Origin of the sequence: Microcystis sp. LE19-131.1A (assembly GCF_027532015.1) — a bacterium.
Classification (GTDB): domain Bacteria; phylum Cyanobacteriota; class Cyanobacteriia; order Cyanobacteriales; family Microcystaceae; genus Microcystis; species Microcystis ichthyoblabe_A.
In genome coordinates this window covers 1-25548 of record NZ_JAPZSS010000012.1, presented here as the reverse complement: position 1 = coordinate 25548, position 25548 = coordinate 1, and the positions used below count along the sequence as shown (strand labels likewise).

21 protein-coding genes and 1 pseudogene are annotated in these 25548 nt (G+C 44.4%); 13 read left to right on the top strand and 9 right to left on the bottom strand.

Translation table 11 applies throughout. From position 1 onward, the window contains the following. Positions 1–20 precede the first annotated feature (20 nt). Positions 21–863: a hypothetical protein gene (locus tag O9323_RS00875; RefSeq protein WP_002794508.1), complete on the top strand. Its 843-nt coding sequence runs from the start codon at positions 21–23 to the stop codon at positions 861–863. Between the two features lie 226 nt (positions 864–1089). Here O9323_RS00875 and O9323_RS00870 read toward each other — a convergent pair whose 3' ends face one another. Continuing rightward, positions 1090–2514 (bottom strand): ammonium transporter, encoded by a 1425-nt coding sequence (locus O9323_RS00870; protein ID WP_044034301.1) that lies wholly within the window; start codon positions 2512–2514, stop codon positions 1090–1092. Between the two features lie 176 nt (positions 2515–2690). Then, on the bottom strand, positions 2691–4127 hold the full coding sequence (locus tag O9323_RS00865) for an ammonium transporter (RefSeq protein WP_004158875.1): 1437 nt from the start codon (positions 4125–4127) through the stop codon (positions 2691–2693). A 400-nt stretch (positions 4128–4527) separates the two neighbouring features. On the opposite strand from O9323_RS00865, the gene ribD reads away from it, so the two are divergent. From ribD to O9323_RS00825, 8 genes are all read left to right on the top strand, one after another. After that, positions 4528–5625: a bifunctional diaminohydroxyphosphoribosylaminopyrimidine deaminase/5-amino-6-(5-phosphoribosylamino)uracil reductase RibD gene (ribD, locus tag O9323_RS00860; RefSeq protein WP_288124549.1), complete on the top strand. Its 1098-nt coding sequence runs from the start codon at positions 4528–4530 to the stop codon at positions 5623–5625. Positions 5626–5864: 239 nt separating this feature from the next. Further along, positions 5865–7838, top strand: coding sequence for a molecular chaperone HtpG (htpG, locus tag O9323_RS00855; RefSeq protein WP_288124569.1), 1974 nt, complete (start codon positions 5865–5867; stop codon positions 7836–7838). Positions 7839–8285: 447 nt separating this feature from the next. Continuing rightward, complete coding sequence (locus tag O9323_RS00850; RefSeq protein WP_149107622.1) at positions 8286–9788, top strand: DEAD/DEAH box helicase; 1503 nt, start codon at positions 8286–8288, stop codon at positions 9786–9788. Between the two features lie 218 nt (positions 9789–10006). Next, complete coding sequence (locus O9323_RS00845) at positions 10007–10243, top strand: NifU family protein (RefSeq protein ID WP_002735229.1); 237 nt, start codon at positions 10007–10009, stop codon at positions 10241–10243. A gap of 420 nt (positions 10244–10663) precedes the next feature. After that, a complete protein-coding gene (locus tag O9323_RS00840; protein ID WP_288124548.1) occupies positions 10664–11752 on the top strand; it encodes an isocitrate/isopropylmalate family dehydrogenase in 1089 nt (362 codons plus the stop codon). Positions 11753–11911: 159 nt separating this feature from the next. Then, positions 11912–12535, top strand: coding sequence for a COP23 domain-containing protein (locus O9323_RS00835; RefSeq protein WP_130756903.1), 624 nt, complete (start codon positions 11912–11914; stop codon positions 12533–12535). A gap of 37 nt (positions 12536–12572) precedes the next feature. After that, complete coding sequence (locus O9323_RS00830; protein WP_288124547.1) at positions 12573–13502, top strand: S1 family peptidase; 930 nt, start codon at positions 12573–12575, stop codon at positions 13500–13502. A gap of 29 nt (positions 13503–13531) precedes the next feature. Beyond that, positions 13532–14737, top strand: a complete 1206-nt coding sequence (locus tag O9323_RS00825; protein WP_288124546.1) for a tetratricopeptide repeat-containing S1 family peptidase — start codon at positions 13532–13534, stop codon at positions 14735–14737. A gap of 21 nt (positions 14738–14758) precedes the next feature. Here the strand turns inward: O9323_RS00825 and O9323_RS00820 are convergent, their stop codons facing one another. The 3 genes from O9323_RS00820 to O9323_RS00810 form a co-directional block, all read right to left on the bottom strand. Continuing rightward, the gene (locus O9323_RS00820) at positions 14759–15358 is read right to left on the bottom strand and encodes a hypothetical protein (RefSeq protein ID WP_002774275.1); all 600 of its coding nucleotides are present in this window, start codon (positions 15356–15358) and stop codon (positions 14759–14761) included. A 47-nt stretch (positions 15359–15405) separates the two neighbouring features. After that, complete coding sequence (locus tag O9323_RS00815) at positions 15406–16620, bottom strand: hypothetical protein (protein ID WP_353851580.1); 1215 nt, start codon at positions 16618–16620, stop codon at positions 15406–15408. 427 nt (positions 16621–17047) lie between these two features. After that, the gene (locus O9323_RS00810) at positions 17048–17551 is read right to left on the bottom strand and encodes a hypothetical protein (protein ID WP_110577565.1); all 504 of its coding nucleotides are present in this window, start codon (positions 17549–17551) and stop codon (positions 17048–17050) included. Between the two features lie 290 nt (positions 17552–17841). Here O9323_RS00810 and O9323_RS00805 point away from each other — a divergent pair, with 290 nt between their 5' ends. Together O9323_RS00805 and O9323_RS00800 are read left to right on the top strand one after the other, a co-directional pair. Continuing rightward, the gene (locus O9323_RS00805; RefSeq protein WP_002786368.1) at positions 17842–18156 is read left to right on the top strand and encodes a hypothetical protein; all 315 of its coding nucleotides are present in this window, start codon (positions 17842–17844) and stop codon (positions 18154–18156) included. Between the two features lie 272 nt (positions 18157–18428). Next, the gene (locus O9323_RS00800; RefSeq protein WP_002753101.1) at positions 18429–18824 is read left to right on the top strand and encodes a hypothetical protein; all 396 of its coding nucleotides are present in this window, start codon (positions 18429–18431) and stop codon (positions 18822–18824) included. A gap of 482 nt (positions 18825–19306) precedes the next feature. On the opposite strand, the pseudogene O9323_RS00795 reads toward O9323_RS00800, so the two are convergent. Then, positions 19307–19423, bottom strand: a pseudogene (locus O9323_RS00795) (IS30 family transposase); the annotation flags it as partial. 77 nt (positions 19424–19500) lie between these two features. Further along, on the bottom strand, positions 19501–21408 hold the full coding sequence (gene mnmG / locus O9323_RS00790) for a tRNA uridine-5-carboxymethylaminomethyl(34) synthesis enzyme MnmG (protein WP_002753100.1): 1908 nt from the start codon (positions 21406–21408) through the stop codon (positions 19501–19503). A gap of 233 nt (positions 21409–21641) precedes the next feature. On the opposite strand from mnmG, the gene O9323_RS00785 reads away from it, so the two are divergent. Then, a complete protein-coding gene (locus O9323_RS00785) occupies positions 21642–23069 on the top strand; it encodes a cytochrome ubiquinol oxidase subunit I (RefSeq protein ID WP_110544226.1) in 1428 nt (475 codons plus the stop codon). A gap of 8 nt (positions 23070–23077) precedes the next feature. Beyond that, positions 23078–24091, top strand: a complete 1014-nt coding sequence (cydB, locus tag O9323_RS00780; protein ID WP_002753098.1) for a cytochrome d ubiquinol oxidase subunit II — start codon at positions 23078–23080, stop codon at positions 24089–24091. An 82-nt stretch (positions 24092–24173) separates the two neighbouring features. Here cydB and O9323_RS00775 read toward each other — a convergent pair whose 3' ends face one another. Both O9323_RS00775 and O9323_RS00770 read right to left on the bottom strand, forming a co-directional pair. Beyond that, positions 24174–24668 (bottom strand): phosphoribosyltransferase, encoded by a 495-nt coding sequence (locus tag O9323_RS00775; RefSeq protein ID WP_043998939.1) that lies wholly within the window; start codon positions 24666–24668, stop codon positions 24174–24176. 22 nt (positions 24669–24690) lie between these two features. Continuing rightward, complete coding sequence (locus O9323_RS00770; protein WP_002735880.1) at positions 24691–24924, bottom strand: hypothetical protein; 234 nt, start codon at positions 24922–24924, stop codon at positions 24691–24693. Positions 24925–25548: the final 624 nt, after the last annotated feature.

Here is a 25548-nt window from a genome sequence, read left to right as displayed (position 1 = left end):
TTCAGGATTAAGAATCATTTATGAAAGCGATCGTTTTGACCTGCGATAAGTACATTAAATTTGCTGATCACATGATTTATACTTATCAAAAATTGTGGCCAAGTAATCCTTTTACTTTTCGTGTTCCCTACGACAATTATCCTGAGAACTTAGCAAAATATGGCGATAAAGTGGAGTTAATTCCGATGGACTGTTCCAAGATCAGGGATACGGTTTTAAATCTCTTAAAAGACTTGCCTGATGAAGAATGGATTTATTGGTGCATGGATGATCGTTACCTGATCCGAATTCAAGAAGAGGCAGCTAATGATATCTACAATTTTGTTATCAATAACACCGAGTCCGATCTCTTAACAGTTCTCTGCCTGCGCCACCTTAAAGGTGGTTACTTTAAAAGCGACAAATTTATTCAAGAAGGAGTCAAGATTCTCACCCCTAAAAAGCAAGTCGTTTTACGAGAAACGGTATTTTCTCAAGCAGATACTCTCCCGGATCTCTGGTCTCATCAATTCATAAAAGTAAAAGCTTTGAGAAGAGTTTTTGAAAGTTTTCCTGATCGACCATTTGTTGCTAAGGAAATGGATAGTTTCAGAATTACAAAGTTAGTGGGAGAAAGACAATTAATTGTGGACAAGAATATAGCCGTGTATGGGGAAAGCACCAGTCGCGGTGAAATCACAGAAAATTGCGCCGCTAGTTTTAAACGCTGGGGAATGGAGTTACCGACGAATATGAACATCTCTAAGAAATATCATGTAGTAGGAGAACTTCCCTATCAATGGCTAGGATTAAAAATAACCCCTCCTCCCAGAGTCAAACAGTTTTTAACCGATGTTACTCGCTGGTATTGGCGCAATGTGTGAGGGGTTGAAACCTCATCTCATACTAAATCCGTTGAGTATAGGCTACATATCAGGAAAGGCAAGAGGCAAGAGGCAAGAGGCAAAAGGGGGAATAAATAATCAGTTTTTAATAACCAGATTTAGTATCATCTAGAAGCAGACCCGTTCTTTTTTTTTGATTGTTCAGCCAAGTTCCACAGAGACGAAATTTCGCCTCTGTTAGCCGGACTGATAGCCGATTGAATCGCTAATAATTTTCTCGAGGATTTGTGCTAGGAGGATTTTCTTGGTAGGAAAAGCTGCTACCAAACTCGAATTCCTGTCCGTAGGCTTCCTCTCCGTGTTGAGGCACATCCAAACCTTCTGCTTCCGTATTCGGTTTAACCCGCAAATCCATGAATAAACTGAGAACTTTCAGGATGACAAAAGTACCCACGGCAGCAAAGATATAAGTAGCGGCAACGCCAACAAATTGCGTCCAAACTAAGCCGGGGTTGCCAAATAGTAAACCGTCATTACCGAAGGAATTAACCGATTTAGTCGCAAAAACCCCCGTAAGGATTGCCCCTATTGTCCCACCCACACCATGGACGGGATAGGTATCCAAAGAGTCATCAAAGCGCAATTTTGCTCGGAGACTAACCGCAAAAAAACAACTAAGGGCAGTGATCGAACCAATCAGAATCGCCCCAATCGGCAGCACATAGCCGGCAGCGGGAGTTATACCCACTAATCCCCCCAAAAATCCACTAGCAATACCGATCGCCGTCGGTTTACCGCGTAAAATCCATTCTATAAACATCCATGTCAAACCACCAGCCGAAGCGGCGATCGTGGTATTAACAAAAGCTGTGGTGGCTAGGGAACTAGAGGAAAGTGCGCTACCCCCATTAAAACCAAACCAACCAAACCAGAGTAAACCGATACCGAGGAGAACAAACGGCACATTATGGGGTGCATAGGTTTGAGTGCCAAAACTACGCCGCGGACCGATTACCCAAGCGGCCACCAGTGCGGAAATCCCGGAACTAACGTGAACAACGGTTCCACCGGCGAAATCCAGCGCCCCAGTGGCTGCCAACCAACCCTTACCCCAAACCCAGTGAGCTAGGGGAGAATAGATAAAGGTGGACCAAAGCAGTAAAAACCAAAAATAGGCCTTAAAGTTGACCCGTTCCACGATCGCCCCTGAAATTAAAGCCGGGGTGATGATCGCAAACATCATCTGATAGACCATAAACACTTGATGGGGAACGGTGGGTGCATAACCGATATTGTCAGGTGCGGCGGCGGTGACTCCGTTGAGAAAAATCCAATCCAGACCACCGATAAAAGCTTCAATCCCTTCACCAAAACCACTTTTACCCGGGGTGACATCAAAAGCGAGACTATAACCCCAAAGCACCCAAGTTACACCAATTACGCCCATGGCTACCAAACTCATCATCATGGTGTTGAGGACGTTACGCGAACGTACTAAACCCCCATAAAAAAAAGCCAGTCCTGGGGTCATTAATAAAACTAAAGCCGACGAGATCAGCATCCAAGCTGTATCTCCAGCACTAATCGGATTGGGGGGAGCGGCGGCGACGGTTTCCGCAAAAACCGGGGCAACTCCGAAATTGAATCCCAGTCCCAGCAAAAGCATGGTTATTCCTACGATCTTTTTCATTGACGGTTGGTGCCTAGTAGCAAGATTAATTTTTTCTGTCTGGAAAGAGACAAAAAACCGAAAGAGAAAAGGTTTAGAAGCTAATTATAGCCACCGATCGCATCGGGGCGAGGCCTTCTTCCTTTTCTCTTTAACTTTGTCGGGGATCTAATTAATCTATCTTTACAAGGTTCACCCTAACGACTGCTGGGCGTTTCCATGTCAACACTGGAAGCATAATAGCCACCAGTAACGATATCGGACTCCTTGACGAAACCGCTATAGGCTTCCATTCCGTGTTCACCCACATCCAAACCTTCCATTTCTTCTTCGGGAGTAACACGAATACCGAGGGTAGCCTTAAGGATTGTCCAAACAATACCACTGACAATCACGGTAAATGCCCCTACTGCCACAATTCCGATAATTTGGTTAATAAACAGTTGGAATTGACCGGTGATTAAACCCGCATCTTTGTTGAAGATACCGACGGCTAAAGTTCCAAACACACCACAGACGAGGTGAACGGAAGTCGCACCCACGGGGTCATCAATTTTCAGGTTATCGAAGAAAGACACCGAGTAAACCACGACTACACCGGCAATTAAACCGATGATTGCCGCCGACCAATAGGATACACCATCACAACCGGCAGTAACGGCTACTAAACCGGCGAGAATACCGTTAATAATCATCGAAAGGTCAGGTTTACCATCTTTCGCCCAAGCGGTAAAGGTAGCGGCAATGCCGCCCGCGGCCCCGGCGAGGTTAGTGGTGACAGCGATATAGGGTACAGTTTCATTAACCGCTAAAGTAGAGCCGGGGTTAAAACCGAACCAGCCAATCCAGAGAATTAAACAACCCAAGGTCGCGATACTCATGTTATGGCCGGGTAAGGCACTGGTGCGACCGTTGATGTATTTACCCATTCTCGGGCCGAGAATTGCCGCCCCGGTTAAAGCAGACCAACCACCCACCGAGTGAACCACCGTCGAACCAGCGAAGTCTTTAAAACCAAGGTCAGCTAACCAACCGCCACCCCAAACCCAGTGACCGGTGATCGGGTACATGATACCGACGATAATTAAGCTAAAAACGAGGAAATCGACGAATTTAATCCGTTCTGCCACCGCCCCAGATACAATGGTTGCCGCCGTTCCCGCGAAAGCTACTTGGAACAGGAAGAACACCGAGGTGGGCAAAGAGGCAGGCATAACGTAGGTGGCGGGATCGCTACTGCTAAGGAACCAGCCTCCTGTACCGAAAAATTCGTTACTGACAGACCCAAACATCAGGGAGAAACCGATCGCCCAAAATGATATGGTGGAGAGGGCGAAAACGATCAGGTTTTTGGCCAGAACGTTAACGGCGTTTTTCTGACGACAGAATCCCGTTTCTAGCATCGCAAAACCCGCATTCATAAAGATCACGAGGATGGCGGCAATTAAAACCCAGATTGTATTGAGGGCGTTTTGGACATCTTCGGGGGTTAAGGGTTTCGCATCTTGGGCCTGTACGGCCGTGTTCCAAACCACAAAAATAATCGCAGACAAGGGAACACAGGCTAACCAGACAGGGTTAATTTTCGGTAATAAACCGACAAGTTCCCCAGATTTTCGAGCAATTCGTTTCATCGTTAATTCGTTTACTTTGTTGAGTTAGTAGGTCGATTCATTACTTTTGAAAATAATTACCGAGCAATTATGTCCGTTCAACCGCTAAATCCTAGGAACAGAGGTCAATCATTTCAGAAGACCAAACAGCTAGGGATTTATCTTGATGTGTGAGTAGTCAACGTTTTTCGATCTTTGTTTTTTTTTATTTGAGATTTCTGTATCCTCTGATACGTTTCACTTTAAAATAACAATAGTAGAGAAGTGATCAGTTATCAGATGTGAGTTTTCCGTTCACTGATTACTGTTTACTGGACGGCTACGCCGTGCCTTTGGCAACACTGAAAAAAGCTTCCCACTGATCACTGATTACTGTTTACTGATCACTGATAAAGTCTCCCCTCCTTTGGAGAAATCAACCATGGCCCAGGCAACGGAATTCGATCGCACAATGATGCAAAGATGTCTAACCCTTGCTAGGCAAGCCTTGGGGCGAACTTCTCCTAATCCTTTGGTGGGTTCTGTGATTGTTCAAGAGGGGACAATTATCGGCGAAGGTTTTCACCCAGGGGCCGGACAACCCCATGCAGAAGTTTTCGCCCTGAGACAGGCAGCAGAAAAAGCCCGTGGTGCCACTTTATACGTCAATCTTGAACCCTGTAACCACTATGGACGTACTCCCCCCTGTAGCGAGGCAATTGTGCAAGCAGGCATTAAAAAAGTGGTGGTGGGGATGATCGATCCTAATCCCCTGGTGGCGGGGAAAGGCATTCAAAGATTAGAATCGGCAGGCATCGAGACGCTGGTGGGAGTGGAGGAGTCCGAATGTCGTCAACTCAATCAGGGTTTTATCCATCGCATCACCGCTAAAAAACCCTTCGGTATCCTCAAATATGCCATGACTCTCGATGGCAAAATTGCCGCTACTAGCGGTCATAGCACTTGGATTACTAGCCCCGCTTCTCGCCAAATAGTCCATCAATTGCGATCGGCCTGTGATGCGATTATCGTCGGCGGTAGCACTGTCCGTCAAGATAATCCCCACCTCACCACTCACGGCCTCTCTGATCATAATCCCCTGCGCGTGGTCATGACTCGATCGCTCGATTTACCACCCTCCGCTCATCTTTGGGATACCAGTCAATTTCCCACCCTTGTCTATACACAAATTGATTCTAATGTCAAGCTTAAGCAACAATTATTAACAAAAGGCGTGGAAGTGATCGAACTAACCGAGGTGACACCCACTTTAGTGATGGAAAATCTCTATCAGAGGGGATTTTGTCAGGTTTTGTGGGAGTGCGGTGGTGGTTTAAGTGCAGCCGCGATCGCTGAGGGCATGGTACAAAAAATTATCGCTTTTATCGCGCCCAAAATCATCGGGGGAATCAAGGCACCTACTGCTGTGGGTGATTTAGGTTTCCAGTTAATGAGCGAAGCTTTACAGTTAGAAAATGTCACGGTTAATTATCTCAATCCCGATATTTTGATTGAGGGATATCTGCAAAGTGACCAGTAGAGCTACTGCAATTCCCCCTCAATCGGCAAATCTCAACCAACCGCTTGTAAAAGTCAAAAAGTCATCAATAACCCCGATAATCTGGCAATTACCCCTGATTTTTGCGATCGAGTTCTAGAATCCCTTTATCGGTACGGTTATCCCCCTAGAAGAAGTTGGGCAATCGCTCTGTGATCAATAGTGCCATCATCGAGCAAAATAAAAAAGTTAGAATAGTCAAACCCTTAGTAATTGAACGTATGACGGTACTCGAAAAAGGTAATATCACGATTCATACCGAGAATATCTTCCCTATTATCAAAAAATCCCTCTACACTGACCATGAAATTTTTCTGCGGGAATTGATATCTAATAGTGTTGATGCCATCTCGAAATTAAAAATGGCTTCCTTAGCAGGAGAAGCGAGAGGAGAAGTCCCCGAACCAGAAATTAATCTCGCCATCGATAAAGAAAATCGTACCCTATCAATTACCGATAATGGGATCGGGATGACGGCGGAAGAAATCAAGAAATATATTAACCAAGTTGCCTTTTCCAGTGCGGAAGAATTTATCAATAAATACCAAAAATCAGCCAACGATTTAATCGGTCATTTTGGCCTAGGTTTTTACTCGGCTTTTATGGTGGCTAAAAAGGTAGAAATTGATACTCTTTCCTATCAAGAAGGTGCTACCCCTGTCCATTGGTGCTGTGATGGTTCTCCAGAGTTTGAATTAACCGATTCTTCCCGCAGCCAAATCGGCACCACTATCACCCTAACTTTAATGGATGAGGAAGGGGAATATTTAGAACCTGCCCGCATTCGCCAGTTAGTCAAAACCTACTCAGATTTTATGCCCGTTCCCATTAAAATTGATGGGGAAGTGATTAATCAACAACGGGCTTTATGGAAAGAATCTTCTCAAAATCTGACTAAAGAAGACTACCTAGAATTCTATCGTTATCTCTATCCTTTCCAAGAAGAACCTTTACTCTGGGTACATCTGAATACCGATTATCCTTTCTTGCTCAATGGCATTCTCTATTTTCCCAAACTCAGACCAGATGTAGATGTCTCAAAAGGACAATTAAAGTTATTCTGTAATCAGGTTTTTGTCAGCGATCATTGTGAGGAAATTATTCCCGATTTCCTGATGCCCTTGCGAGGAGTTATCGATAGTCCAGATATTCCTTTAAATGTGTCTCGAAGTGCTTTAACCAAAGATCGCACCGTTCGCCGTATTGCCGATTTTATTGCCAAAAAAATTGCTGATCGCCTCAAATCTCTCTACAACGAAGACGCAAAAGAATATATTCGTTGTTGGGAAGATGTGGGAACTTTTATTAAATTTGGTTCCTTAAAAGAGGATAAATTTAAACAGCAGGTAGAAGATATTTTAATCTATCGCACTACCTACAAAACCCCAGAAACTGCGGTACAAGTGGCAGTACAAACCGCCGAAGGTGACGCATGGCAAGAAGCAACGGCGAAAACTCCCCTAGAAGCGATCGAACAGGAAGGTTATACTACTCTCAAAGCCTACCTGGAACGCCATAAAGAACGCCACGAAAATCGAGTTTTTTACTGTACCGATCCTCGTAGCCAATCCACCTACGTTGAACTCTACAAAAATCAAGGGTTAGAGATACTCTTCTTTGATTCTTTCATCGATACTAATTACTTTATTCCTTTCCTAGAAAGAGAATACTCCGATGTGAAATTCACCCGGGTTGATTCTGAATTAGACTCGACGCTGCTCGAACAGGATCAAGCTAGTGAAATTATCGATCCCGGTAGTAATAAAACCCGGGCTGAATTGATCAAAGAAATCTTCGCCAAAGCTCTCGATAATTCCCGCATCAATATCAAAACTGAAGCCTTGAAATCCGATGATCCCCAAGGTACTCCCCCGGCAATTGTCTTACTTCCAGAAGCGATGCGACGCTTACAGGAAATGACGGCAATGATGCAACAAAAATCCATGGCTTTCCCCGAAGAACATATTCTGATGATTAATACTAATCATCCCCTAATTCAACAGATTGTCCAGATTAGTCAGGGAAGTATTGTTACCGGTAGTGGCGAATCTCCATCGGCGCAATTAGCAAAAATGCTCTGTCAGCACGTTTATGATTTAGCTTTAATCGCTCAAAAAGGATTTGATGCTGAGGGAATGCAAGCTTTTGTGGAACGTTCCAATCGCGTTCTGACTAAGCTAACCGAAAAGATTTAATCTATTGCCAAACTTTGGCTGTTTCGATATGCTGAGAGTGTGTTAATTCACACTCTATTTTTTTAACAAGATAAATTAGCTCTCTTGACATCATGGTGTAAAGTATTCGTAAATTTTACATTTTGGGCGCAAGCATTGCGCCCCTACATTACCCCGTATTAGTTTTTCTGTAGGGGCGTAGGGCGTACGCCCTCCCTTAGATAAATATAAGCCGTCAGCCTTGAATCAGTTATCATACTAAATCCGGTTATTAAAAACTGATTATTTATTCCCCCTACCCCCCCTTGCCCCCCCGACGTCGGGGGGGTTGCCTCTTGCCTTTTGCCCGTCCTGATATGTAGCCTATACTCAACGGATTTAGTATCAGTTATCAGATGTAAGTTTTCAGTTCACTTATACTGTTTACTGTTTACTGATAACTGTTTACTGTTTACTGATAACTGAAAAATGCGCTTACCCACCCTCAAATATGAGCGAGGAACCTTAATTCTCCATCCACCACCAAAAGGGAAAAAATGGCTAGATTTTGCCACTTGGGATGATCGTATTGAAAGATTTCGCATTTTGGCCATTCATTATCGTCCTCTCGTGGAAACCCTACAGGAGGAGGGCATTAACTTCCAAGATGAAGCAAAAGCTTTTAACAATTTAGAATTAATTGCCAGTTTTGAACGGGAACCCTACCCCCATCAAACGGAAGCGTTAATCGCTTGGAAAAAATCCCAGAGAAGGGGTGTTATCGTCCTTCCCACCGCTGCCGGTAAAACCTATCTTGCCCAATTAGCTCTACAATCGACTCCCCGCAGCACCTTAATTATCGTGCCGACTATTGATTTAATGCACCAGTGGTATGCCCAGATGTTGGCGGCTTTTCCCGATGCCGAGGTGGGATTATTAGGGGGAGGTTCTAAGGATAATAGTGCTATTTTAATCGCCACCTATCAAAGTGCGGCAATTTATTCAGAAACTCTTGGCAATCGTTACGCTTTTTTGATTTTTGATGAATGTCATCATTTACCATCGGATTTCTTTCGGAAAATAGCGGAAGATTCGATCGCACCCTATCGTTTAGGCTTAACAGCAACACCGGATCGCGGTGATGGTAGTCATCAAGATTTAGATTATCTTATCGGTGCAATTGTTTATCAAAAAACTCCCCAAGACTTGTCAGGAAAAGCCCTAGCGGATCATGAAATAATTCAAATTAAAGTGAAACTATCTGCCAAAGAACAGGAAAAATATCAAGAAGCAATTAAAATTCGCAATGATTTTTTAAGAAGAAATAATCTCAGTTTGTCTGGTTTAGATGGTTGGCAAAATTTTGTCATGATTAGTGCCAGAAGTAGCGAAGGGCGCCGGGCGATGTTAGCCCACCGGGAGTCGAAGGAAATATCCTCTGGAACCCAGGGAAAATTGCGGGTTTTAGCCGAGTTAATCTGTGAACACTATCCGGAACCAATTTTAATTTTTACCAACGATAATGCCACAGTTTACCGCATTTCCGAGAGCTTTTTAATACCTGCCATAACCCATCAAACTCCCGTGAAAGAACGCCATGAAATCCTGACCCGTTTTCGTCAGGGAGAATACAAAATTCTGGTGACTTCCCATGTTCTCAATGAAGGGGTTGATGTGCCAGAAGCACGCATCGCGATTATTTTATCGGGAACCGGTTCCACGAGGGAATATATTCAGCGTTTGGGACGGGTTTTAAGAAAAGGCCAACAAGAGGATAAACGGGCGATTTTGTATGAAGTGATAGCCGAAAATACCACGGAGGAAAAAACCTCCCAACGACGACGGGGAGAGCAGAAAAATAAAACTAGCTATAAAACCGGTAATCGACAATTGGAATTATTGCCTTCTCCTCCGAAAAAATCTTTTTCTTTCCCGAAAGCTGCCGAATCTTCTACCCCTTGGGTAAGTTCTCCAGAGTCAGAGGAAGAATAGAAAATTTCTCTGGGGGATTTTCCTCTATAATAAAGGTAAGTAGGTGGGTGTTAAAAGTTGTCAGATACCCCCCTTATCAAGGGGGGCAGGGGCGATCCCCCCGCCTATCGGCACCCCCCTTATCAAGGGGGGCAGGGGGGATCAAAGACAAAATCTATCTTCAATTTAATTGAAACCACTTACTTACACTCTAATAAATCTCTGACCAGAAGCTGATTATGTCTTTAACACTGACTCCCAATAACGTCGAACAAGTTTTAGATGAAATGCGCCCCTACCTGATGGCGGATGGTGGTAACGTGGAATTAGTCGAAATCGACGGGCCAGTCGTCAAACTGCGTCTTCAAGGCGCTTGCGGTTCCTGTCCCAGTTCCACCATGACCCTAAAAATGGGCATCGAACGTCGTCTCCGGGAAGTGATTCCCGAAATTGCCGAAGTTGAACAAGCTTTCTAAATCTTGGGTTAATTAATTCTCACCACCGCCCGATTGCTAATTTAATTAGCGATCGGGCATAATATTAATTATATATTTTCTTCTAAGTCGCTAGGTGTTAAAAACTTTCAGATACCCCCCTTATTAAGGGTAGATCCCCCCGCCTATCGGCACCCCCCTTATCAAGGGGGGCAGGGGGGATCAAACCCCCCTTATCAAGGGGGGCAGGGGGGATCAAACCCCCCTTATCAAGGGGGGCAAAAGGCAAAAGGGAGAATAAATAATCAGTTTTTAATAACCAGATTTGCTGTTATATATCTTTTTCTGCAAGATTGATAAAATTACAGAATTAATTAAGGTAAAAAGTATCTTTTTTAGCCGATTAACCAGCCAATTCAGCATTAACATATACTTGAAAATTTTTATTAAAACTCAAAAACTATGACAGAAAATATCCCCACCATTGTGGTCATGCACGGCGACCAAACTGGAGAAGAACTATTACTAGAAGCCCTGAGAGTATTGCAACCCTCGATAATTCGTCAACCGCTTAACTTTGCCGATTTTGATCTTAGTTTAGCCCAGCGTCGCCAGAGTAACAATCAAGTGGTTCATGAGGCCGCCGAAGCGACTCTAAAAACCGGATTAGCTCTCAAAGCTGCCACCATTACCCCAGAAATTAAAGGAGATGTGGGCAGTCCTAACGCTATTTTAAGAGAAGCAATGAATTCTCAGGTAATTCTCCGCATTGGTCGCCGTATCCCCGGTATTCGTCCGATTGGTGGCGTTTATTCTCCCATTGCCATTGTCCGCATGGCCGTTGACGATGCCTACGGGGCCAAAGAATGGCGAGAAACCACGGCCACCGGCGATGAAATTGCCTATCGCACCTCGCGCATTTCTAGGGCTACCAGTCGCGCTGTGGCCGAGTTTACCTTTCAACAGGCCAAAAAAACCGGGGCGCGGGTATTTGGCGGCCCAAAATTCACCGTCAGTGCCACCTACGAAGGGATGTTTAAAGAGGAATTAGACGCGGCAGCCCAAAGACATCCGGAAGTACGTTATCAACCCCTGTTAATTGACGCAACTTTTGCCCTACTTTTACAAACCGACGGCGAAGCTTTGGTGATTCCGGCCCTTAATCGCGATGGCGATTTATTATCGGATTTTGTCTTGCAACTCTATGGCAGTATTGCTGGGGCCGAAAGTTTAGTTTTGGGATTTGATGAGGAGACCTTAGCAGTTAAAACTATTATGGCAGAAGCTCCCCACGGCACAGCCCCGGCTTTAGAGGGCAAAAATATCGCTAATCCCATGGCGATGATTTTAGCCTCGGCAGCTTTGTTAGGTTATATCGAAACTAACGAAGCGCGTAAAGCTTCCAGGGCAATTTATGAAAGTGTCTTTGAAACTATTCACGAGGGCAAAAAAACCCCCGATTTAGGGGGACAAATGACCATGATTGAGTTTACCGATGAGGTGATTCGTCGCGTGGTCAGTAAGTTAGAAGTTTGGTCTGCTTTGGGGTAAACGAACTCATCTGATTGCTCTCTTAAAGGAGTTTGAAGAAAGGGTGAGCCAAAAAATAAGAATTGTTGCAAAAGCCTTGCTTTTGTTGGTTTTGCGGAGAGATAATAGCTACCTTTGAAGTGTATAGTAGAGTCCCTTTGCAGGATTAGAATAAGGACAATGAAATTACAAACTTTGACAAAAACTCTGACTATTGCTCTGATTGGTGTAGGACCTGCCTTGACCTTACAATCACCGAGCCAAGCTCAAGCCAGATTCGAGTGTCTTTTACCAGTGACAGGCCCCCATGTGGGAGTTCCCACAACCTATGTCAAAGTCCGCCCTAATGAACGCAAAGCTGTGATTCGTTGGGTTTCTCGTTATTCTAGCGGTTCCGGTTACACTCCCCGGCAACGGTGTCTAGAAGTAACTAAACGATTCAATACCCTTGACGCTCGACCTAGAGGAATTGATATTATTACCACTGGCTATCTCAATGGTCTGCCGGTCATCTATTCCCCTAGTCATGGACGAGAACGGGCAAATAGCAGTAACCTATTATTTACCCTCAAGAGAGGGGAAGACGCAACCCAGAAAATCCAACTGCTATTTGACCTCCGGGAGAGAGGCGGCCCTGGTCCTTTGTTTGAAAGCTCATCGGATTCTGTCATTGTCTATTTCAATAAATTCCTAGAAAATGCTCCCGTGGAAACAAATCCTGCCACCGGTTCGTCCCCCTCTCCACTGCCGGAGACTTCTCCCGAACAACCCCCCCAAAAACCATCGGGCGGTTCTGTTTGGTAAACTTTTCTAGTTCTATAGATAGGAGCATAGTAATCAAGTGAGTCGGCCTATAAAAAGAATTTTGGCTGGTGCGGGCAGTTTATTATTGGGACTGTCCACACCTTTGCTTGCTGTCCAAAGCTATGCTCCTGCTCTGGAACCTAACCAGGCCAATGCCCATAGCTCTCAGCAACTTTCAGAACAACAGCTGCGTCAGTTAGCCAGAGCAATTACTGTTAAGGTGTTATCAGGGCAAGGCTGGGGTTCGGGCATTTTAGTTGAAAAGCAGGGTTCTTCCTACAAAGTCCTCACGAATGACCATGTTTTAGGGCGGTATCGCTATCGGGGTTGGCAAATACAAACCCCTGACGGCAAGATACATCGGGGTGAGTTGGTCAGAACAGTTCGCTTGAATGATTATGATTTAGGCTTAGTTTCTTTTCGCAGTAGCCAAGTTTATTCTATTGCTGATTTGGCTAATGTCGATGATCTCGCTATCGGAGATGAAGTCTTCGCCGCCGGCTTTCCCTACGATGGCGATCGCCCGACAGAACAAGGATTTACCTTCACCCTGGGTAAAGTGTCGCTTTTGAGTGATAAATCCTTTTCGGGAGGCTACCAAATCGGCTACACCAATAAGATTAAAAATGGCATGAGTGGCGGACCGCTGCTGAATCGGCAAGGTAAAGTTATTGGTATTAACGGGATTCATGCTTATCCTCTCTGGGGTAAATCCTACGTTTTTGCTGATGGAACGGTGACTTCACCGGCACTGTGGGAACAAATGAGTCGATTAAGTTGGGCGATTCCTATCGGGACTTTTTTAAAATCGGGGTCATCTTCTCCATCTGCTTCCAGTCGGCAACGGCCCGCAGTGTCACCCCCATCGCTTCCCACCCATAGAGAACCCACTTTCTCGGAAGATTTTTCTTCTCCATCCCCGTCAACCCCAAGAGAAAAGAATCCCGCTCGCACACCCCTCTGGTAAATTCCACTCAACTGTATTTTTAAACCAGAATGAGCAACAATTTCTTGAAAATTTCCGCCGCCCTAGTTAGTATAGGGGTGTTTGTGGTTTCTCCTCAGATTGCTAAGGCATCAACAACTGAGCAGATAGAAAAAATTGCTGAAAAGATTACCGTTTTAATCCCCTCAGAAGAAGAGGGGGCGAATGGGAAAATTACTTCTAATGGCTCTGGATCAATTATTGCCAAAGAAGGAAGAGTTTATACTGTTCTTACTGCCAGTCATGTGATCTGTAAAGATGCTAGAGATGCCTGCAAGTTCTATTACGATCAACTAAAAATTATTACCTGGGATGGTAAGAAATATCCGCTCGATTACAATAGCATCAAAAAATTACCCGGAGTAGATCTAGCCCTCGTGCAGTTTCAGAGCGACCAAAATTATCAGTTAGCGACCTTGGCTAACTATCAAGTAGCTGACGAACAATTTATTTTTGCTTCTGGATGGCCCGACCCGAAATTTATCGGCAAGCGGAAACGATTGTTCAATGTGGGGAAAGTGCTACCCAACGCCATTACGCCCTTGCTGAAAATATTTCCCCCGGAGTTGGGGTATGAGATAGTTTATACCAGTGTCACCTATGGGGGCATGAGTGGCGGTCCAGTGTTGGATATCAATGGACGAGTCATCGCAGTTCACGGACAAAATGAAGCCGAAAAAATCGAAAAGGTTCCCGTGCCAATTGGCTTTAGTCTCGCTATTCCCATCACTACTTTTTTGAAATTAACACCCCAGTCTGGCATTCAAGGGCAGATAAATGTCGAAAATTCGCCCCCCAATGCCTTATCTTTGCAAGAAATTGGTGATGAATTATACAAGGCTTTTGAAGTTCCCAATAATAACGATACTAATCCCCTCAACTGGCTTAATCAAGGCAATAAAATGTGGCGGTTAGGACAATTAGCCCTCGCCTATGCCGCCTATGAAAAAGCCTTGCAACTCGATGCTCAACTCTATCAAGCTTGGTACGGGAAAGGTCTGGTCTTGACCTACTGGAAACGCCCCCAAGAGGCGCTGGCCGCCTACGAACAAGCTCTCAAAATTAATCCTAACTCCGATACCGCCAAAAAACTGCGCGACAAGCTCCAAGAATCTTTAGGGGGAGGAAATACCCCTCCTGTAACTCCCTCACAGCCAACCACCTCGCCCACCGTGGAGCCTTCACCACAGCCCTCTAATCCAAGGAGACTATGGTGAAGTGAGCAGGGAAAATGCGGGTTAGCTAATAGTCGGTTGGACCAATTTAGCTAAGGATGCTTGAATTGCTCGTAGTTCTGCGGGGGGATTGCGGAGAAACTCTTCGTTACTGGCTAAAATCATCGCATTATAGGCCAGCACCGCCGCCAGCAATTTAGCTGGCACTACCTTGTCATCCCTGGTCAGTTTCTCTAAGCTGGCCAATAAGTCTTGAATAACATTTAATGGCGGTGCGCCGGGGGCTGAGTAAAGAGCGGCGGTGACAGCATTGATATTATTACCCGCCTGTGCATCCGTTGTTAAGATGCTCAGTAGCGATTGCTGAACGGCTGCGGGAATCGGGGTACCCGTGGGGGAGGTTAAATTATTATCAGCTAACAGAGTATTCAGAGAAGCAGCCGCCTGATTAACAGCGATTTGAGCCGGTTCTCCCCCTTGAAATCCCGTTACCGTCGTGGTGGTGGGGAAAGTTTGACCAGCAAAATCACCGGTGGAAAGAATTGGTCCGGTGGCATCGGATTGGTTGCCGGTTTGCGCCATACCGGGAGAGACTAGGGAATTGGTCAGCAAAACCGCCGCCACTAGGGAAACTTGCCAATTGGTCAACCATTTCATCAACATGGTCTTAATCTCCATTCAAAAAGCTAAATTAACAATCTAAAAACCGACTAACGGGGGAAAAAGTAATTGTAGCCGATACTCATGACGAAGCGAGCGCCGTTCCCAGCATTGCCCGTTAAATCAGCACCGGCAAGGTTAATCGTCAAGGGGACTTTCGGGAAGGGAATCAGGGAAATACCTGCGTTTAAATCTTGACCCGACCATTCGACAATGGCCGAGACCGGTTCAACAATTCTTAAACCAGCACTAGCAAAGACACCGAGGGAATTTACCCCATCTTCGATGGCTCCTTCCGAGCGAAAACGACCACCACCAACACCCAAAGAGAGCGTCAATTGACTAAAGGGTTCTTTCGTTGTTTCTGTGAACTGAAAAAATTTGCTCACCACCCCGTAGATACTGCTACCGGCATCTGTCCCACCCCAGTTAATAGCATTTTCAAATCCTAGGGCGACAGCAAAACCTTCTGGCAGAGAACGGTGAATTTTAAAGCTAAAACTACCCCGTCCGGCATTATCACCAAAAAGGCTCAAAATCGCCATAGTTACATCCAAACCGACAATTTTCTGGGGTTCTCCTAAACCGACCCCTAGGGCTAACCCACCATCTGCTTGATTGGTAAAACGGGTTCTCGACTGGAAAGCGAAACCACCGAAAATCTGCCCAAAATTCGCTCCAAAACCGATGGGAATAGAAATACTGGCACTAGGAGCAACCACAAATTCCGCCAGTTTCGCAGAAAGGGTTTGCGGTTCCTCAATCAGAAACTCTTGACGTAAACGCTGCAATTCGGGAGAAACATTGGTATCAACGGGGGTGGATGCTTGCGCTTGCCATTTTTCGACTTCTGGCGAGTTATTACCCCCTGCTGGTAAAAGCTGACTCGCTTGCGTTGTCCCTAGATTCGCCTTCCATTCTTCTAGGGTTGAAATTGTCCCGGTCTTTTCTGTTGCTAGAGTATCGAGGGAAGATTTCTCTAGTTTATTTTCTAAGGATAAGGGCAGATTACTGTCGGCTAATCCCTCTGTTGTCGAGAAGGAATTGGTGGTCAGAACTCTTTCTGTCTTCTCTAATTCTACGGGGGAATTAATGATAATTTTTTCCTGGGATACCCGAATAGAAGCAGCGTCAATGTCTAAGGGGGAAGGAAGGGCCTTCATCCCATCACAAAGTATGGCTGTCCCCACACAGGATGTGATGAAAATTCCTCCAGAAAATATCTGTCTCATCTGGCTGTTTCTTTTGGCTTTTTTTAATAACACTTCCAGCTTTCCTCACAGACGAAATTAATTTGCAAAAATTGTAACTGATTTATGCTTAGATAGCAAGTTATTAAAGTTATCCGTTATCAATCATGGAATCCCCTAGATTTATTCTTAGATAAGTAGGGATGCACAATTATTTGTAGGATGGGTTAGCGGTAGCGTAACATGAGCGGGCGTTGGGTTTCATGCTTCAATCCAACCTACGTTCATCTTATATTTAATTCCACCCACCCACTTAGCAAGTTCTTAAAGTTATCCGTTATCAATTATGTAATCCCCTAGTATGCCTAAATGAAGTGTAAAAAATTTACCACCTCTATTCTTGGATTCGCCAGTTGTGGTGCCACTCCGTTCACGAGTCAAATAGGCGGATTATATTGCTAGAACTAAAAAAAGCGGGTTGAACCCCGCTTGTCATCAAAAACTAAGCCAACTTAAAGGCATCTCGCCAACACCAGCGCAACAGGGTAAAAGCTATCAAACCTTTAACCACTTCTAGAAACCAATAACCAATCTGCAAAGACATCATTTCTCCCGACATTCCCGACGCGGTAACGGGGGCCAGTAAACCCATAGCACTCAGATTAGGAGTGAGAAAATAGGTGTAAATTAGGGTGATTACTAAGAGAACACCGGCGAATAGAAGCGATCGATGTTCGGGGAGATGGATTAAGGTATGATAGCGGTGGAAGACAACAAAGCTACACAGCACAATCGCCGCACAAACTAATTCCAGATGGTTAAAAATGCCAAATAGCAAGTAACCGGCACTGGCAAAGCCATTTTGTGTCATCATGCCAGCTACGGATAAGCTGGGAAGAATGATTAAATCGATGACGAAACTGGCACTTAACCAGAAACCAAGAACAACCATGGCTAAGGTTGTCCAATTAAACCAAGACCAATAACGCTCAACAAAAGTTTTCATTAGGCTTGCTCCTCCTTGCCTTTATAATTTAATTGTAAAGAGCGTTCGCCAAAATTTTGGCCAGTTTTTTGGTAATTCTTAGCAATTCTTATCAATTCTTATAATATCAACTTAGTTTTCCAGAAGGGCAACCAAGCAATACCGCTCTTACCTCTAGATTTGGCTACCCGATCGGGGCGTAATTGTAAAGATTTATCAACAAGTGTTTATAAAAACCTTTAAATATTGACCAAGGTGACGATTCTAGACTTACCCTGAGATAATAACTGACTATCTACGGGTTTACTGTTATGGATAAGGATTTTCGTAACTATCGCATGGTTTGCACTCTCACCTTTGGAGATATTTACGGACAAATAATCGTTTGGTTAATCGTTATTTTTCTTACTCTCGCTTCCACTCTAGCTCTTTGGAGTAGCACTAGACAAATTTTCGCCCTCGCTACCGTGGGGTTAGTCGTCGTCCTCTCTTTGCCTTTTTTACTCTTTGCTTTCGTTACTACCCTCCTTAATCATATTGAATTCGTTCCCATCGAAGCGGAAACCAACATTCGTCGTGGTCCTGTCCCCGGAGTTAGCGGCAGCCGTGTACCCGCAGCCGGCTAAATCCCCAATAAATAATCTAGAGACGTTGTCAGCAACGTCTCTAGCAGTTTTTGCCCTTGTTTGCGTCGGGGTTTCTCCTTCGAGATTTTTATTAATTTTTGTAAATTTAACTTGTTTTTAAAAACTTTTTCTGGTAGCGATTATCCAAAGAAAAATAGATGAAAGAGGGAAATCCTCAAGAGAATAATCTTGTTTGCTGTCTGATCCCGGTCAATGATAAATTTTTAAATACCTAGTCTTTTACATTTTCCCAACTCTCGGAGTGATCCCCGATGTTAAAAAATCTCTTTGGTGGCAAAAAATCTGACTTTTACCTAGAACTAAAAGAAACTGATGGTGAACAAAAAGCGACAGCAACCACGGCAGCAGCCGCCCCTGTTGTGGAAGCGCCCGCCGCTGCTGTGGAGTCTGCTGCCGCCCCTGTAGCCGAGAAAAAAGCCCAAAAAACTTCTATCAAGAAAGAAAAGCAAGTAAAAGAAACTCCCGCCGCTCCTGTGAGCGCACCGGCACCCGTAGCCGCTACTAACGGTAAAGTAGAGCCGCAAGAGGTGGAATTTGCGACAAAATACTTGATTACTCCTAGTCTGTCTCGCCGTCGCCCCGGTCCAAGTTTGAATGGTTTCAAAGACATGGCACGCAAGGCGAAACTACCTGCTAACCGCGGCTAAATCCCCCAGATTGCTTTCTCAACAAAAAAAAAGGAGAGCTTTCTTTGACTCTCCTTTTTCATCAGGGTGCATCTACTGACTCAAGTTTAGCAGAGAGTTTTTTTAAGGTTGGTTATTTAGGTTACTCCCCAGAGTATTTTGGGGATAATTATTGCCTGTCTTTTTGGGTAACTTTTAAAACCTAGGACTAGACCGAACTGATCAAAGCGGTGATCACCACTATCCCGATCTGTTTCCGGTTTTTCAATTCTCCGACTTTTTCGGCGAGATCGGTGGTTTTCCCCGCCGCGTTCGCCATACTTTAACTCGAGCCGCTTGCAGCTTAAACCCTCTATCTTTCCGTCTAGGGTTCAGATATCGCCTTTAATTTCCGACTGCCCTAACTCTAAATTCTTCTGTCCGTTTTCCAAGGTAATTAGTCGGTTTTTGATCGCCTTCTGTCCGTTGGCAATATTAGTATGCTCGTTTAATCCCCTCTCCTAAGAATGATCAGGAGGGGCAAAATAAAAATCTGCTCCTAGTTTCTGACTCAACTCTTGATGTCCACAAAATTCTTTGACCTTGTCACAAGTAAAGGTTTTTCTTTTGTCAGGAGTAATCGGTCATTTATTTTGATTGGGGCTGCCAATTAGGCAGCCGATAAGAACTCTTGATCGCTGATAATCAGGATTATTTCCTAACTTTTAACTGCCGACATCTGCCGCATTTCTAGGTACACTAATAAAGCGTTAATATCGGCGGGATTGACTCCGCCAATTCGCGAGGCTTGGCCGATGGTGGCGGGTTTAATTTTTGTTAATTTTTCCCGGGATTCCATTGACAAAGTTTCGATTTTCATGTAGTCAATATCGGGGGATAAATGACGGTTACTGTGGCGACTAATTTGGTCAATTTGATTTTGTTGTCGCTTTAAATAACCGGAATATTTAATCTCAATTTCTACCCCTTCTCTTTCGGCTAAATTTATATCAGGATTACCTAAACCATAGCGATCAAGATCCAGATAATGGAAGCTAGGACGACGCAGTAAATCCGCTAAAGAGAGAGAACCTTTAATTTTTTGTTCCGTATCCTTAACGATGGCAATTGCCACCTGATCCCGTTCTTTAATTCTCGTTTCGTGTAGGCGTTCTTTTTCAGCGATAATATTAGCCTGTTTCGTTTGGAATAATTGCCAACGCCGGTCATCAATTAAACCAATTTCTCGCCCTAAAGGTGTTAATCTTTGATCGGCATTATCCGATCGCAATACTAAGCGATATTCGGAACGACTGGTTAACATTCGATAGGGTTCCCGCAGATCCTTAGTACACAAATCATCGACCAAAGTTCCTAGATAACTTTCCTCCCGGGGAAAAACAATTAACTCTTTTCCTAAAGTAAACCGGGCCGCATTAATCCCCGCCACCAGTCCTTGGGCCGCCGCTTCTTCATAACCGGTTGTCCCGTTAATTTGTCCCGCACAAAATAACCCCTCAATCTTCTTCGTCATCAGGGTTGGATAACACTGAGTTGCCGGTAAATAATCGTATTCCACTGCATAGGCAGCCCGCAACATCACACAGTTTTCTAAACCGGGTAAAGTCCGCAGCATTGCTAATTGAACATTTTCCGGCAGTCCCGTTGAAAAGCCTTGGATATAAAGTTCAGGAATATCGCGCCCTTCCGGTTCAATAAAAATTTGATGACTTTCTTTATCGGCAAAACGGACGATTTTATCCTCAATACTAGGACAATAACGCGGTCCTTTGGAGTCAATAAAACCGCCATAAATGGGGGATAAATGTAAATTATCTCTGATTAATTGATGAGTGGCCGCCGTGGTGCGGGTGAGATGACAGTTCATTTGTTCCCGTTCGATCCACACCTCTGGATCAAAACTAAACCAACGTACCTCGTCATCGGGCGGTTGCGGTTCCATGCGGGAGTAATCCACCGAACGCTTATCCACACGGGCAGGAGTGCCAGTTTTTAGGCGACCGGTCTCGAATCCGAGACGATTTAGGGTTTCTGTTAAACCCACCGCCGCAAATTCGCCCGCCCGTCCAGCTGCCATAGACTTGCCGCCAATCCAGATTTTGCCGCCTAAAAAAGTGCCAGTGGTTAAAATGACGGCTTTAGCGGCGAAACAAGTGCCGAAATAGGTTTCTACCCCTAAAACTTGCTCATTTGCCCCTAAAATCAGGTCTGTGGCCATGCCTTCCCGAATAACCAGATTGGCTTGGGTTTCGACGATACCTTTCATCACCGCCGCGTATTCCCGTTTATCGGTTTGGGCGCGTAGGGCCCAGACTGCCGGTCCGCGAGAGGCATTAAGAACCCGTTTTTGCAGATAGGTGCGGTCGGCCATTTTGCCAATTTCGCCGCCTAAAGCGTCCACTTCGTGGGTTAATTGGGATTTAGCCGGACCACCGACGGCGGGGTTACAGGGTTGCCAAGCGATTTTATCGAGATTAAGGGTGAGGAGAAGGGTACGACAACCGAGACGGGCGCAAGCTAGGGCCGCTTCACAGCCGGAATGGCCCGCCCCGACGACGATGACATCAAATTCGTCTTGAAAGTCTGCGGCTGAGGAGAAAGTCATACTCGATCGAGGGGAAAATTAATTAATCAGGCTAATATTCTAGCAATTTTTCTGAGTTTTCCCCCTAATACAATACAAAAATACTAACTAAAATCATTGAATACCATCAAAGCGATCGCATAAATCTAAAAACAATCTATATAATTCCTATTTAACCTTGCCTTTTCAGGGCATTACTGGCTAAGTATTATAGGTGCTTATGATATCTTCACGATCGTTTAAAGATTATAATCATGGATTTACTTGCCAATCCCGTTGCTTTGTCGCGGATACAATTCGCCATCACCGCTATTTTCCATATGCTTTGGCCGGTGTTAACCACTGGTATGGGCATTTATCTAGTTATTGTCGAAGGATTATGGCTAAAAACCCGCAATCCTGACTACTATCATCACGCTCGCTTCTGGTCAAAACTTTACATTCTCAATTTCGGCATTGGAGTTGCTTCTGGTTTACCGATGGCTTTTCAGTTTGGCATGAATTGGGCGCCTTTTTCGGAAGCGGTGGGGGACTTTTTCGGAACTATCCTCGGTTTCGAGGGAACCATGGCCTTTATGCTAGAGGCTAGTTTTCTAGGAATTATGTTGTTTGGTTGGGGACGAGTTCCCCCGTTAATTCACTTCCTGGCGACAATTCTCGTCGCTTTTGGGGCTAATCTTTCCACTTTCTGGATTTTAACCGCTAATTCTTGGCTGCAAACCCCCGCCGGTGGCATCTTCGTGGATGGTAAATTTATCGTTCAGGACTACCTACAAGCGATTCTCAATCCCTTCATGGTTAATAGTTTCCTGCATATGTTTTTCGCAACTCTGGAAACTTCTTTATTCGTCATTGGTGGGATTAGTGCTTGGTATTTGCTCAATAAACGTCACATTAGCTTTTTTAGTCGTTCTCTCAAAATTATTCTTACTCTAGCGATTGTTATCGCTCCCTTGCAAATTTTTGTCGGTCATCTTAGTGCCGAACAAGTGTATCACTATCAACCGGCTAAATTAGCCGCCATGGAAGCGCAATGGGAAACTATTCCTGCGGGAGAAACTGCCGGTTGGAGTTTGGTTGCTTTACCCAAGGATAAAGCGGAGACAAATAGCTGGGAAGTGAAGATTCCTAATGCTTTGGGTTATCTTTTGGAATTAAAACCCAAGTTATCGGAACCTGTTCTCGGCTTAAAAACGTGGAAATACGAAGACAGACCGCACATGGTGGGGCTAATCTATTATTCCTTCCGGATTATGGTCGCTATCGGTCTTTTTCTCGCGTCTTTAATGGCTGTAACTGTTGGGCAATGGCTGCGCGGTCAATTATCTAACGAAAAAATCGACAGTCAAAAATGGTTACTACGCGCTTGGGTTTTTGCGGCCCCTCTGGGTTATCTTGCGGTGGAAACCGGTTGGATTGTCCGTTGTGTCGGTCGTCAACCCTGGACGGTTTACAATCAAATTCGGACGGTGGATGCTGCTTCTAAACTGCCCGCAGGCGAGATTTTAACCTCTTTAATCGGAATTACGGCGATTTATGTCGTTTTCTTGGTTTCTGCTCTCTATTTCGGTAGTCTTATTATCCGTCAGGGACCAAATCTTAACTTACCACTGCCGGGGACTCAACAGGAAAAAGTGACCTCACCAGAACTAAATCCTCGTTCCCTAGAAGCGCAACAATAGGAGGAACTATGGAACCGTTACAGTATTTTTTGCCACAAATTTGGTTTTTTATTCTGGGTTTATTCCTGTTTCTCTACGTCCTTCTCGATGGTTTTGACTTGGGGGTGGGAATTCTTTCCCTGACTTCCTCCTCCGAGAAGCGTCGCAGTATTTTAATGACCAGTTTGGGCAATGTTTGGGATGCTAACGAAACTTGGATTGTCTTGATGGGGGGTTCCCTGTTTGGGGCGTTTCCCCTAGCTTACGGGACAATTTTAAACGCTTTATACCTGCCAGCAGTGATTATGGTGGTGGGGCTGTTATTTCGGGCTGTTTCCTTCGAGTTTCGTGAACATTCTCGTCGCAAGTTGTTCTGGAATTATGCCTTCGGACTCGGCAGTTTTTTGGCCGCTTTGGGGCAAGGATTCGCCCTCGGTGCGGTTTTTGAGGGCATTAAAGTGGATGAATTGGGTCATTTTGCCGGCGGCCCCTTTGATTGGTTAACATGGCGATCGATTCTAGTGTCTCTAACTTTAATCCAAGCTTATGTTTTAGTGGGTTCCACTTACCTAATTTTGAAAACTACGGGTAATTTACAGGAAGTTCACTATAAAACGGCAAAAATTGCCGCTATTACCACTTTTATCGGTGCTGTCTTTATCACCATCAGTACGCCGCTGCTTTCTGACCATATCCGTCAGCGTTTATTTGACCCTCGACTAATTTACATCTTTATCCTCATCCCGATTTTAGCTGTGGTCTTACTGGGTTTATTACTGCGGAGTTTGCAACTAAAGGAAGAAAACACCCCCATGGTCTGGACAGTATTGCTGTTTATGCTCTCTTTTATCGGTTTGGGATTATTGATTTTCCCCGATATTATTCCCCCGTCAGTGACAATTTATCAAGCGGCGGCCGCCCCTAGTTCTTTGGTGTTTATGCTGACTTTTGTGGGTTTTTTAATCCCAATTTTACTAGCCTATACAGTTTATAATTACATCGTTTTTCGGGGCAAAATTACTGCTGAATCCTACGGAGAATAGATGAGGTTGCCGATTTCAGACATGAATCTTCTTTGGTGGGATTTTTAAAGGGAAACTCTCTACCTCTGATGCTAAACTGAATTTATTCTAGGAGGTCTTTGGGTGTAATTAACTCGTAACGCTCGAAGGGTTGATGAATCCAAGGATTATCGGGGTAATATTCCACATAATAGTCAGGTTTGATTCTTGATGCCGCTTTGTACCAGATCACCGCAGTTTTGATATTGGTAATCCCGTATTTTTCCTGTAACAAAATCGAGGTTTTTTGGAGAGTGATTCCCGAATCGACTAAATCATCCACTAATAACAAGGGACTCTTTAATTTGGGTTCGATCATAGCTAAATTCGAGGAAATAGTTAATTCTCCCCGAATTTGATGATTTTGCCCCCCGTAGGAAGCAGCGTAGAGAATGGCTAGGGGTTGACGAAAAAGACGACAGAGAATGTCACCGACGCGCAATCCTCCCTTAGCTAAACAGACAATCTGAGCAAATTGCCAACCAGAATGATCGATTTTTACTGCTAATTTTTCGATCAGACGATGGTATTCATCCCAAGAAACATAAACATCGGCCATATTTTCCATTCCCGATTGAGAATTACTTATTTTCGGCAGGTCGATCACTACTCCAGGCCCACCAAACTCGATCGCATTGACAATGATAGAATTCCTGCCATTTACGTCGAGAATCTTCTCCTAAAACGGGAGCGCGGCGATTGATCCAAACGGACTGAGCTTCTTTAGCTTTTGCCCCACAGTAAGGACAACAAAAATTGTAGGCGTGAACAGCATTCTCTGTCCAGTCAGGGGGAAAGGGACTAAAAGCATCCATAATCTCTGGGTTAAGGGGGTTAACAGTCAAAAAGGGGCTTGAATCGCTGGTGTTTAGGCTATAGTTCTCAATTTCTACCTCGATAATTTTTACAGCGTTTCCCATAAAGATGAAGTGTAACCTAATTTGGTATTGACCACCGACTCCCCCAAAGGAAAACTTTGTACCTCACTATTAAGATAAATGCTACAATAGGTTTTGACAAGCTGTAAATCTTCAAATATGGAAAGAAGTTATACAAAAGTTGCTTTTATAGATAGGAACATAAATTAAATATACCCTAATAAGGGTGAATAAGCCAGGCTTATAATTTTACCAAAACTAATGAAATAGCTTCTCAAACCACTCCCCAAAAATGATTATTTTACATAAGTACATTTACCTTGATGTGCTGCTGGGTAGGTTTTGTGCTGGCTAAAAGTATCGTTGGCATGAGACACCTAAGTGCGCTCGTGAAAATGCAAGGAATTAATGTCAATTATAACTGGAGTTTAGACTAACTCAACCTGCAACCAAACTGCACAGTTTGGTCTAATGATAAGAAGACTACAGGGAGTCAAAAAAAGGAGATAATGGGATAAAATTGTCAAATAATCAAAAAACTTGAATCAATCTACTCAGAAA

Excerpts from the sequence above, each read along its gene's own strand:
- O9323_RS00825 (WP_288124546.1), top strand. The coding sequence starts at position 13,532 with ATGAGCAACAATTTCTTGAAAATTTCCGCCGCCCTAGTTAGTATAGGG.
- mnmG (WP_002753100.1), bottom strand. The coding sequence starts at position 21,408 with ATGACTTTCTCCTCAGCCGCAGACTTTCAAGACGAATTTGATGTCATC.
- O9323_RS00845 (WP_002735229.1), top strand. The coding sequence starts at position 10,007 with ATGTCTTTAACACTGACTCCCAATAACGTCGAACAAGTTTTAGATGAA.
- O9323_RS00875 (WP_002794508.1), top strand. The coding sequence starts at position 21 with ATGAAAGCGATCGTTTTGACCTGCGATAAGTACATTAAATTTGCTGAT.
- O9323_RS00835 (WP_130756903.1), top strand. The coding sequence starts at position 11,912 with ATGAAATTACAAACTTTGACAAAAACTCTGACTATTGCTCTGATTGGT.
- O9323_RS00805 (WP_002786368.1), top strand. The coding sequence starts at position 17,842 with ATGGATAAGGATTTTCGTAACTATCGCATGGTTTGCACTCTCACCTTT.
- O9323_RS00850 (WP_149107622.1), top strand. The coding sequence starts at position 8,286 with ATGCGCTTACCCACCCTCAAATATGAGCGAGGAACCTTAATTCTCCAT.
- O9323_RS00785 (WP_110544226.1), top strand. The coding sequence starts at position 21,642 with ATGGATTTACTTGCCAATCCCGTTGCTTTGTCGCGGATACAATTCGCC.
- O9323_RS00840 (WP_288124548.1), top strand. The coding sequence starts at position 10,664 with ATGACAGAAAATATCCCCACCATTGTGGTCATGCACGGCGACCAAACT.
- O9323_RS00800 (WP_002753101.1), top strand. The coding sequence starts at position 18,429 with ATGTTAAAAAATCTCTTTGGTGGCAAAAAATCTGACTTTTACCTAGAA.
- O9323_RS00775 (WP_043998939.1), bottom strand. The coding sequence starts at position 24,668 with ATGGCCGATGTTTATGTTTCTTGGGATGAATACCATCGTCTGATCGAA.
- O9323_RS00820 (WP_002774275.1), bottom strand. The coding sequence starts at position 15,358 with ATGTTGATGAAATGGTTGACCAATTGGCAAGTTTCCCTAGTGGCGGCG.
- htpG (WP_288124569.1), top strand. The coding sequence starts at position 5,865 with ATGACGGTACTCGAAAAAGGTAATATCACGATTCATACCGAGAATATC.
- O9323_RS00870 (WP_044034301.1), bottom strand. The coding sequence starts at position 2,514 with ATGAAAAAGATCGTAGGAATAACCATGCTTTTGCTGGGACTGGGATTC.
- O9323_RS00770 (WP_002735880.1), bottom strand. The coding sequence starts at position 24,924 with ATGGATGCTTTTAGTCCCTTTCCCCCTGACTGGACAGAGAATGCTGTT.
- O9323_RS00865 (WP_004158875.1), bottom strand. The coding sequence starts at position 4,127 with ATGAAACGAATTGCTCGAAAATCTGGGGAACTTGTCGGTTTATTACCG.
- ribD (WP_288124549.1), top strand. The coding sequence starts at position 4,528 with ATGGCCCAGGCAACGGAATTCGATCGCACAATGATGCAAAGATGTCTA.
- O9323_RS00810 (WP_110577565.1), bottom strand. The coding sequence starts at position 17,551 with ATGAAAACTTTTGTTGAGCGTTATTGGTCTTGGTTTAATTGGACAACC.
- cydB (WP_002753098.1), top strand. The coding sequence starts at position 23,078 with ATGGAACCGTTACAGTATTTTTTGCCACAAATTTGGTTTTTTATTCTG.